Raw genomic sequence first — 9690 nt, forward strand, 5'->3', positions numbered from 1 at the left:
GGGCACGACGTACGGGAGACGCGAGATGGCGGACACGGGCACGGACACGACGACCACGGCCGGCGACGGGACCCAGCTGCGGCGCAGCCTCGGTTTCCGCGATCTCGTCGTCTACGGGCTGCTGTTCATCGCCCCTATGGCACCGGTCGGCGTGTTCGGCACCCTGGACGCCAAATCGCACGGCGCCGTCGCGCTGGTCTACATCGTGGCCACGGTCGCGATGGCGTTCACCGCGTTCAGCTACGCGCAGATGGTGCGGGTCGTCCCTCAGGCGGGCTCGGTGTTCGCCTACGCGCGCGTGGGGCTCGGCAAGGAAGCCGGGTTCATCGCCGGCTGGATGGCGATGCTCGACTACGTCCTGATCCCCGCAGTCGCCTACCTCTTCTCCGGTATCGCCATGAACGCGCTGGTCCCGGACGTCTCCCGGTGGGTGTGGACCGCGCTGGCCGTCGTCATCACGACGTGCCTCAACCTCTGGGGTGTGCGGGCAGCGGCCCGCGTGGGCTTCCTGGTCCTCGCGATGGAGATCGTCGTCCTCATCATCTTCATCGTGTCGGCGATCGTCGTCCTCGCGCGCGACGGCGCCGAACGGGGCTGGCTGTCACCGCTGTCCGGGGACGGCACGCAGGGCGCGTTCGCGCTGTCGGCGGTGATCGGCGCGGTCTCGGTCGCCGTCCTGTCCTACCTGGGCTTCGACGCGGTCGCCACCTTCGCGGAGGAGGTCACCGGCGGCTCCGAGAAGGTCGCCAGGGCGCTGCTGTTCTGCCTCGCCCTGGCCGGTGTGCTGTTCATCGCCCAGACGTACCTGGTCGCCCTCCTGGAGCCGACGACATCCGCACAACTCGCCGCCGACGCGGGGAAACAAGGAACGGCGTTCTACGACGCGGTCGACGTCTCGGTCGGCGACTGGCTGCACAACCTGGTCGCCGTCAGCAAGGCGATCGGCGCGGCGTTCGCGGCCCTGGCCGGGCAGGCCGCGGCGGGCCGCCTGGTGTTCGCGATGGCCCGCGACCGGCGCCTCCCCCGCGCCCTGTCGAAGACCGACGACGGAGTACCGCGGGTCGCGCTGCTCTCGGCGGCCGCCATCACCCTGATCGCCGCGGTCTGGGCGGCCCGCCGCGACGACGGCCTCGACCACCTGGTCTCGGTCGTCGACATCGGCGCCCTGACCGCGTTCACGCTGCTGCACGCGAGCGTGGTGGGCTGGTTCGCGGTACGGCGGCAGGGTGGCCCGGTGGTGTGGTGGCGGCACGTGCTGGTGCCGGTGCTGGGGGCGGCGATCACCATCGCCGTGATCGTGGAGGCGTCGGGGACGGCGCAGGTGGTGGGGGCGATTTGGCTGGCGGTCGGGCTGGTGGTGCTCGCGGTGCAGAGGAACCGGAACAAGGCCGACACGGAGACCAGTTGAGGGTCACACGCTCCTCACCTCGACCGCGTTGTCAGTACCGGCCGTTACTCTCGGGCGCATGGCTCTCAACACGGCTCCGGACGCGCCGCTCCCCGTCGGTGAGGTCTCCCGGCTGATCGGCGGGTGGATCGACCGGCTCGGCGCGGTGTGGGTCGAGGGGCAGATCACCCAGTTGTCGCGGCGCCCGGGTGCGGGCGTCGTCTTCCTGACACTGCGTGATCCGTCGTACGACATCTCGGTGAGCGTGACCTGTTTCCGGCAGGTGTTCGACGAGATCGCCGATGTCGTCAGCGAGGGCGCGCGGGTCGTCGTACTCGCGAAGCCGGAGTGGTACGCGCCGCGGGGGCAGTTGTCGTTGCGGGCCACCGAGATAAGGCCGGTCGGGGTGGGTGAACTCCTCGCGCGGCTGGAGCAGTTGAAGAAGTCACTGGCCGCGGAGGGGCTGTTCGCGGCCGACCGGAAGAAGCCGTTGCCGTTCCTGCCGCAGTTGATCGGGCTGGTCTGCGGACGTGCCTCGGCCGCCGAGCGGGACGTCCTGGAGAACGCGCGGCACCGCTGGCCCGCCGTCCGTTTCGAGGTGCGCAACGTGCCCGTGCAGGGCGTGCACGCCGTGCCGCAGGTCGTGCAGGCCGTGAAGGAACTGGACGCGCTCGACGGCGTGGACGTGATCATCGTGGCGCGGGGCGGCGGCAGTGTGGAGGACCTGCTGCCGTTCTCCGACGAGCAGCTCGTACGGGCGGTGTCGGCCTGCCGCACTCCCGTCGTGTCCGCGATCGGGCACGAGCCCGACAACCCTCTCCTGGACTACGTCGCCGACCTGCGCGCCTCCACCCCCACCGACGCCGCGAAGAAGGTCGTACCGGACGTCGGCGAGGAGTACGAGCGCGTACGGCAGCTGCGCGACCGGGCGCGGCGGTGTGTCGTCGCGTTCGTGGACCGGGAGGAGCGCGGGCTGGCGCAGGCGTTGTCGCGGCCGTCGATACAGGATCCGCACCGGATGATCGACGAACGCGCGGATCATGTCGCCGCCCTCCTCGACCGCGGCCGGCGCACCCTCGGCCACCTCCTGGACCGCGCCGACTCGGAGCTGACCCACACGCACGCGCGCGTGGTGGCCCTCTCCCCCGCGGCCACCCTGAAGCGGGGGTACGCGGTGCTCCAGCGGGCCGACGGGCATGTCGTCCGGGACCCGGACGAGGTGAGCGCGGACGAGGAGCTCCGCGCGCGGGTCGCCGAGGGCGAGTTCACGGTTCGGGTCGAGGCGTAGTTCCTGTTGATGCATAGGGTGGGCGGATGACCAGCAAGGTGACGGAAGAGTCGCTCGGGTACGAGCAGGCACGCGACGAGCTGATCGAGGTCGTACGGCGGCTGGAGGCGGGCGGTACGACGCTGGAGGAGTCGCTCGCACTCTGGGAGCGCGGCGAGGAACTGGCCAAGGTGTGCCGCCGCTGGCTGGACGGGGCCCGGGCCCGGCTGGACGCGGCGCTGGCGGAGGAAGAGGATGCGGGCTCGGCCTCAGGGGCGGACGGCGACGGCGAGTAGCGAGAGCGGGGAGCGAGAGCGGGGAGCTCGCGGCGGGCGGCTCGCGCGGCTGGCGGCTGGCGGCTGGCGGCTGGCGGCTGGCGGGCAGCGGATCCCAGTAGCGCCAGCTGACGGCGGGCAGCAAGCCGTAGGGGCCGCCAGCCGACGACTGTCGGTGGATGGCGAAAACAAGCGCCAACAACCAGCGGCAGACGGGGAGTAGCACCCGCTGCCAGCGAGTAACAGCAGCCACCAACTGTCAGCGACGGCGCCGCGCCAGCAGCGGCCAGCGGCCAAGGACTGGCAGCCGACAGCGAGTCGCAGCAGCCGACAATCAGCGACGGACCGCACGTAGCGCTCCCTGGCAGTGGACGACAAGCCGCAGCGGCCGCCAATGGGCAGCGCCAGCCAGCCCGGGGCCAGCAACGGCCAGCGGGCGAGGACTGGCAGCGGGTGGCGAGCGACAACAGTCGGCAGCGGACTGCAAGTGGCGCCAACTAGCAGCCGACAGCGAGTCGCAGCGGTCGGCAGTTGTCAGCGTCGGCGAGCAGTTGGGCAACGGCCGGCAGCCGAAGCCGAGTATCGGCAGCCGACAACCAGCAGCGGACGGCGAACAGCGCCCACCGGCAGCGGACAGCGAATCGCGGCGGTCGCTGGTTGGCAGCGCCGGCGATCAGTCGGCAACTACTGAGAGCGGACGGCGAGTTACGACAGCCGGCGGCAAGCAGCGAACCGCGTCCGCACGCACCCGTCAGTGACGGCGGCCAGCCGATACCCGCCGCCCGTTGCCGCCCGCTGCCGGCAACGCCGACCACTCGCCAGCAAGAGCCACCCCCTGGCAAGCCGCCCCCACGGCGATTCCCTGTGATGCGGATCACCTCGCTCCGGTTTTGGTTGAACGTTGAACCTTCCATCGCGTACGGTCTGTCCTGTCAGCCGATCCGGACCGCGGTCCGGTAATCCGGTTCCCGGCCACCCGAGGAAGTTCACGTATGTCTCTCGTTCTTGACCCCACCGCCCAGGACCTGCTGTTCCGCGAGGCCCGCACCGCGAACACGTTCACCGACGAGCCGGTGACGGACGAGCAGGTGCAGGCGATCTACGACCTGGTCAAGTACGGCCCGACCTCCATGAACCAGTCGCCGCTGCGCATCACCCTGGTCCGCTCCCCCGAGGCCCGCGAGCGCCTCGTGAAGCACCTGGCCGAGGGCAACCAGAAGAAGACCGCCGCCGCCCCGCTGGTCGCGATCCTCTCCGCGGACAACGAGTTCCACGAGGAACTGCCGAACCTGTTCCCGCACTTCCCGCAGGCCAAGGACGCCGTCTTCGGCGAGCGTTCGGTCCGCGAGGGCAACGCCGCGCTGAACGCCGCCCTCCAGGCCGCGTACTTCATCATCGGCATCCGCGCCGCCGGCCTCGCCGCCGGTCCGATGACCGGTCTCGACTTCGCGGGCGTCCAGAAGGAGTTCCTGGACGGCGACCACACCCCGTTCGTCGTCATCAACATCGGCAAGCCGGGCCCGGACGCCTGGTTCCCGCGCTCCCCGCGTCTGGCCTACGACGAGGTCGTCACCACCGTCTGAGCACCGAGCGGCAGCGACGGACGACATGACGAAGGCCCCCGGCACCGCGCCGGGGGCCTTCGCCGCAACCGTCCGTCTACTTCGCCTACTTCGCCTACTTCGTCTTCAGCGCCTTCGCCATCTCCGTCAGCTGCGCGAACGACCCCGTGCCCGCCACGACCGTCGTCGACCCCTTGTCCGCGAGCACGAGGGCGTCGTAGCGGCCGCCGGTGTAGCGGGTCCAGGAGCGGCCGTCGATGTTCTCGGTCGTCTTCGTCGCGGTGCCGCCCTGGCTGGCGGTGTCGATGAAGTCTGCGGGCTTCTGAGTCGACTGCTCTATCTGCACGTACTGTCCGCCAGGGGCACTGAACCCGAGGTGCCAGGCGTCGAACGCGGCGCCGTCGTAGCTGACCGAGGTCGCCTTCCAGGTCGTGGACAGGCCCTCCGGGGCCGCCACCGGGTACGGCGCCGCGCGGCGTGCCGTGAGCAGCTCCACGCGGTAGTCGACCCGCTTGACGTCGGGAGCGTGGTCGCTGTGCGGGATGAAGATGTAGACGATCGCCGCCGCGATCCCGATCAGGCCCAGGGAGAGGATCATGTCCCGGACCGTCTTCTGCTTACCGTTCGAACCTGCCACGTCCCTATCGTCGCAGGTGCCCTGGTCCGCTCATCCGTGGGCCCCCCTGCTCATTTTGTCTGCCTGGCGATAGAGTCGGGGTCATACCCTCATCCGGCCGTCGTCGTATCAGAAAGGTGCGCTCCGATGACCGAGCATCATCATCTGCCGTCCGAACTCGAAGTCCCCTCCGAGGCCCCCGACCGGAACCTCGCCCTGGAACTCGTCCGGGTGACCGAAGCCGCCGCGATGGCCGCGGGCCGCTGGGTCGGGCGCGGTGACAAGAACGGCGCCGACGGTGCCGCCGTGCGTGCCATGCGGACCCTCGTCTCCACCGTCTCGATGAACGGCGTCGTCGTCATCGGTGAGGGCGAGAAGGACGAGGCGCCGATGCTCTTCAACGGCGAGCGCGTCGGTGACGGGACCGGGCCGGAGTGCGACATCGCCGTCGACCCGATCGACGGGACCACGCTCAACGCCAAGGGCATGCCGAACGCGATCGCCGTACTGGCCGCCGCGGACCGGGGTTCGATGTTCGACCCGTCCGCGGTCTTCTACATGGACAAGCTCGTCGCCGGGCCCGAGGCGGCCGAGTTCGTCGACATCGAGGCCCCGATCTCGGTGAACGTGCGCCGGGTCGCCAAGGCCAAGCGGGTCACGCCCGAGGACGTCACTGTCGTCGTCCTGGACCGGCCGCGGCACGACGGCATCATCAAGGAGATCCGGGAGACCGGTGCGCGGATCAAGCTGATCTCCGACGGCGATGTCGCGGGCTCGATCCTGGCGCTGCGCGAAGGTACCGGCGTGGACTTGCTGCTCGGTATCGGTGGCACCCCGGAGGGCATCATCTCGGCCTGTGCCGTGAAGTGCCTCGGGGGTGTGATCCAGGGCAAGTTGTGGCCCAAGGACGATGCCGAGCGGCAGCGGGCGCTGGACGCGGGGCACGATCTGGACCGGGTGCTCACCACCGATGACCTGGTGTCGGGCGAGAACGTGTTCTTCGTCGCGACCGGGATCACGGACGGGGAGTTGCTGCGGGGTGTGCGGTATCGGTCGGAGACCGCGACCACCGACTCGATCGTGATGCGGTCGAAGTCCGGGACGGTGCGGCGGATCGACTCGGAGCACCGGTTGAGCAAGTTGCGGGCGTACAGCGCGATTGACTTTGATCGGGCCAAGTAACGCGCCTAGCCGATGGGGTGCTGCGGACCGTTGGCGGCTACAGGTCCGCCGTGGCTGGTCGCGCAGTTCCCCGCGCCCCTTGGTTAGTTGCTCTACCCGGCGATCAGAAGGCACCCCTTCGTGAGTGGCCCGCCGGGCAATGAAAAAGGCGCCCCCTGGTGCGGAGGGGGCGCCTTTTGTCAGCCTGCCGCTGCTATGCGGCCTGCCGCGCGGGCTTTCTGGAGTTCCAGGTCGCGGCGGCGGCGCCTGGCCAGGACGACTCGGCGTTCGGCGGCGGTGAGGCCGCCCCAGACGCCGTACGGCTCGGGTTGCAGGAGTGCGTGCTCTCGGCACTCGACCATGACCGGACAGCGGGCGCAGACGCGCTTGGCGGCGTCCTCGCGGGAGAGTCGGGCGGCGGTGGGTTCCTTGGAGGGTGCGAAGAACAGGCCGGCCTCGTCGCGCCGGCACACCGCTTCGGTGTGCCAGGGAGCGTCTTGGTCCCTGTCTCGCGCAGGCACCCGCTGAGCCGGAACAGCAGCTACCTGCAGGGACGAATGCGGCGGTTGCAGCACGGTCTACTCCTGACGACGGCTTCGCGAGCGAGAGACGATGCAGCAAGGCCTACCCGCTGTGCGCGCGCCTATGCACTGAGTTCCGAACCGCTGGTTTCCGGGAACTTCTGTGCGTTGTCAGGGTCGGACGGGCGTGGACCGATCAGCTCCACATGTGTCCCGATTCACAACCGTCAACGGTCCAGGTGTTTGCGCAAATTCTTGTCGACCTTGCGCTGAACCCGATCGAGAATGTCCGCAACGAGCTTGCCCCGCTTGGGTTTTGCCTCGATGTTTCCGAGTACGGCCCACCCGTCGACGTAGATCACGGGCGCGTCCGGCTCCAGCGAGTCCAGCGTGTCCACCTCGAAGTTGCCGAGGACACCGCCGCCGGTGCCGCGCAGCGACACGTTCTCCGGGACGCGGATCTCGACGTTGCCGAAGACCGAGATCGCCTTGATGACGACCTGCTGGTACTCGAAGATCGCCTCGCTGAGGTCGATCTCCACGTTGCCGAACACGGCGTACGCGTGCATGCGGCGCCCCGCGCGCCAGCGACCCTTGCGCATGGCGGCGCTGAACACCGCCACCACGTGCTCGTCGGCCTCGGCCGGGATCGCGCCCTCCGTCGGGCGGTTCGGGGCCGGGCTGTACGACGGGGTCGTCGCCCGGTGCCCATGGGCGGCCGGCAGATCCTGGATGAAGACCTCCAGCTCACCGACCGTCTTGGCGCTCAGCACCCCCTCGACCCGCTCGGCGTGCTCGTCCGCGTCCAGGCGCCCCTCGGCCAGGGCCTCGCGCAGGATGTCGGCGATGCGGTCACGGTCGGCGTCCGAGGCGCGCAGCGACGGGGCGGCGGGCGCGGGCTGCGGGGCCGTGGGCGCGGATGCGGGCTGCTTCTGAAGGTCCACGGCAGCAGCGTACCGAAACGCGATAGATCGCGACTAGGGGTGTGGACAACGGGTGTGGACAACGTTGGCGTGACGGCGATGCCCGGAGGAACTGAGCCTTACCTCACAAGCTCGGTGTCAGTGGCAGGTTCTACGCTGGTCGGTGCCCGCCAATGGCGGCTGGCCGCGCTGTCTGTCGAAAGAGGAATGGGCGACATGCCTGAGTTCGCGTACACCGATCTGCTCCCCATGGGAGAGGACACCACCCCGTACCGGCTGGTGACCTCCGAGGGTGTCTCCACCTTCGAGGCCGACGGGCGGACGTTCCTCAAGGTCGAGCCCGAGGCGCTGCGCCAGCTCGCCGCCGAGGCGATCCACGACATCCAGCACTACCTGCGGCCCGCCCACCTCGCACAGCTGCGCCGGATCATCGACGACCCCGAGGCGTCGAACAACGACAAGTTCGTCGCGCTGGACCTCCTGAAGAACGCGAACATCGCGGCCGCCGGTGTGCTGCCCATGTGCCAGGACACCGGTACGGCGATCGTGATGGGCAAGCGCGGGCAGAACGTGCTCACGGAGGGCGGCGACGAGTCGGCCCTGTCGCGCGGCATCTACGACGCGTACCTCAACCTCAATCTGCGGTACTCGCAGATGGCCCCGCTGACCATGTGGGACGAGAAGAACACCGGGTCGAACCTGCCCGCCCAGATCGAGCTGTACGCGACCGACGGCGGCGCCTACAAGTTCCTGTTCATGGCGAAGGGCGGCGGCTCGGCCAACAAGTCGTTCCTCTACCAGGAGACCAAGGCGGTCCTCAACGAGGGCTCCATGATGAAGTTCCTTGAGGAGAAGATCCGTTCGCTGGGGACGGCCGCCTGTCCGCCTTACCACCTCGCGATCGTCGTCGGCGGCACGAGCGCCGAGTACGCGCTGAAGACCGCGAAGTACGCCTCCGCGCACTACCTGGACGAGATCCCGGCCGAGGGCTCGGAGTTGGGGCACGGCTTCCGGGACAAGGACCTGGAGCAGAAGGTCTTCGAGCTGACGCAACGGATCGGGATCGGGGCGCAGTTCGGCGGCAAGTACTTCTGCCACGACGTGCGCGTGGTGCGGCTGCCCCGGCACGGGGCGTCCTGCCCGGTCGCCATCGCCGTGTCCTGCTCGGCCGACCGGCAGGCCGTCGCGAAGATCACCGCCGAGGGCGTGTTCCTGGAGCAGCTGGAGACCGACCCGGCGCGGTTCCTCCCGGAGACCACCGACGAGCACCTCGACTCCGCCGAGGAGGACGTGGTGCGGATCGATCTCAACCAGCCCATGGACGACATCCTCGCCGAGCTGACCAAGTACCCCGTCAAGACCCGGCTCTCGCTCTCCGGGCCGCTCGTCGTGGCGCGTGACATCGCCCACGCCAAGATCAAGGAGCGGCTGGACGCGGGCGAGGAGATGCCGCAGTACCTGAAGGACCACCCGGTGTACTACGCCGGTCCCGCGAAGACACCCGAGGGGTACGCGTCCGGGTCCTTCGGGCCTACGACCGCCGGGCGCATGGACTCCTACGTCGAGCAGTTCCAGGCGGCGGGCGGGTCCAAGGTGATGCTGGCCAAGGGGAACCGGAGCAAACAGGTCACCGACGCGTGTGACGCGCACGGCGGCTTCTATCTCGGGTCGATCGGTGGGCCCGCGGCTCGGCTCGCCCAGGACTGCATCAAGAAGGTCGAGGTCGTCGAGTACGAGGAGCTCGGCATGGAGGCCGTCTGGAAGATCGAGGTCGAGGACTTCCCGGCGTTCGTCGTCGTCGACGACAAGGGCAACGACTTCTTCCAGAACCCGGCGCCCGAGCCTACGTTCACGCATATTCCCGTGCCGGAACGGCCTTCCGGCTGCAACGAGAGATCCCACAACAGGTCGACGCCGAGGCCGGTGCGGTCGTCGTACGCAGGGCGCCGAAGATGCGGTCGACCTGCTCCTGGCCGGC

At 69.4% G+C, this 9690-nt stretch carries 9 protein-coding genes; 6 read left to right on the forward strand and 3 right to left on the reverse strand.

Annotated elements, in window-relative coordinates; genetic code table 11:
- Positions 1 to 25: 25 nt before the first annotated feature.
- The 4 genes from ACNFOC_RS44545 to ACNFOC_RS44560 all read left to right on the forward strand — a co-directional run bounded on the left by ACNFOC_RS44545 (position 26) and on the right by ACNFOC_RS44560 (position 4512).
- A complete protein-coding gene (locus ACNFOC_RS44545) occupies positions 26 to 1408 on the forward strand; it encodes an APC family permease (RefSeq protein ID WP_416964721.1) in 1383 nt (460 codons plus the stop codon).
- Positions 1409 to 1466: 58 nt separating this feature from the next.
- Positions 1467 to 2675, forward strand: coding sequence for an exodeoxyribonuclease VII large subunit (xseA, locus tag ACNFOC_RS44550; RefSeq protein ID WP_416964715.1), 1209 nt, complete (start codon positions 1467 to 1469; stop codon positions 2673 to 2675).
- A 26-nt stretch (positions 2676 to 2701) separates the two neighbouring features.
- Positions 2702 to 2950: an exodeoxyribonuclease VII small subunit gene (locus ACNFOC_RS44555; RefSeq protein ID WP_416964716.1), complete on the forward strand. Its 249-nt coding sequence runs from the start codon at positions 2702 to 2704 to the stop codon at positions 2948 to 2950.
- Positions 2951 to 3921: 971 nt separating this feature from the next.
- Positions 3922 to 4512, forward strand: a complete 591-nt coding sequence (locus tag ACNFOC_RS44560; RefSeq protein ID WP_416964717.1) for a malonic semialdehyde reductase — start codon at positions 3922 to 3924, stop codon at positions 4510 to 4512.
- A gap of 94 nt (positions 4513 to 4606) precedes the next feature.
- Here ACNFOC_RS44560 and ACNFOC_RS44565 read toward each other — a convergent pair whose 3' ends face one another.
- A complete protein-coding gene (locus ACNFOC_RS44565) occupies positions 4607 to 5128 on the reverse strand; it encodes a DUF4245 domain-containing protein (RefSeq protein WP_416964718.1) in 522 nt (173 codons plus the stop codon).
- Between the two features lie 126 nt (positions 5129 to 5254).
- On the opposite strand from ACNFOC_RS44565, the gene glpX reads away from it, so the two are divergent.
- Positions 5255 to 6289 carry a class II fructose-bisphosphatase gene (gene glpX, locus ACNFOC_RS44570; RefSeq protein ID WP_352180837.1) on the forward strand — a complete coding sequence of 345 codons (1035 nt, stop codon included), beginning with the start codon at positions 5255 to 5257 and terminating at the stop codon, positions 6287 to 6289.
- Between the two features lie 179 nt (positions 6290 to 6468).
- Here the strand turns inward: glpX and ACNFOC_RS44575 are convergent, their stop codons facing one another.
- Positions 6469 to 6843, reverse strand: coding sequence for a WhiB family transcriptional regulator (locus tag ACNFOC_RS44575; protein WP_026150672.1), 375 nt, complete (start codon positions 6841 to 6843; stop codon positions 6469 to 6471).
- A gap of 173 nt (positions 6844 to 7016) precedes the next feature.
- Positions 7017 to 7733, reverse strand: a complete 717-nt coding sequence (locus tag ACNFOC_RS44580; protein WP_416964719.1) for a DUF1707 SHOCT-like domain-containing protein — start codon at positions 7731 to 7733, stop codon at positions 7017 to 7019.
- Between the two features lie 195 nt (positions 7734 to 7928).
- On the opposite strand from ACNFOC_RS44580, the gene ACNFOC_RS44585 reads away from it, so the two are divergent.
- A partial coding sequence (locus tag ACNFOC_RS44585) for a fumarate hydratase (RefSeq protein ID WP_416964720.1) occupies positions 7929 to 9690 on the forward strand: 1762 nt, incomplete at its 3' end.

Source organism: Streptomyces colwelliae (assembly GCF_048158785.1).
Taxonomy (GTDB): Bacteria; Actinomycetota; Actinomycetes; order Streptomycetales; family Streptomycetaceae; genus Streptomyces.

What these genes read in the sequence shown, in the direction of transcription:
- ACNFOC_RS44545 (WP_416964721.1), top strand. Translation starts at nt 26, where the DNA reads ATGGCGGACACGGGCACGGACACGACGACCACGGCCGGCGACGGGACC.
- xseA (WP_416964715.1), top strand. Translation starts at nt 1,467, where the DNA reads ATGGCTCTCAACACGGCTCCGGACGCGCCGCTCCCCGTCGGTGAGGTC.
- ACNFOC_RS44555 (WP_416964716.1), top strand. Translation starts at nt 2,702, where the DNA reads ATGACCAGCAAGGTGACGGAAGAGTCGCTCGGGTACGAGCAGGCACGC.
- ACNFOC_RS44560 (WP_416964717.1), top strand. Translation starts at nt 3,922, where the DNA reads ATGTCTCTCGTTCTTGACCCCACCGCCCAGGACCTGCTGTTCCGCGAG.
- glpX (WP_352180837.1), top strand. Translation starts at nt 5,255, where the DNA reads ATGACCGAGCATCATCATCTGCCGTCCGAACTCGAAGTCCCCTCCGAG.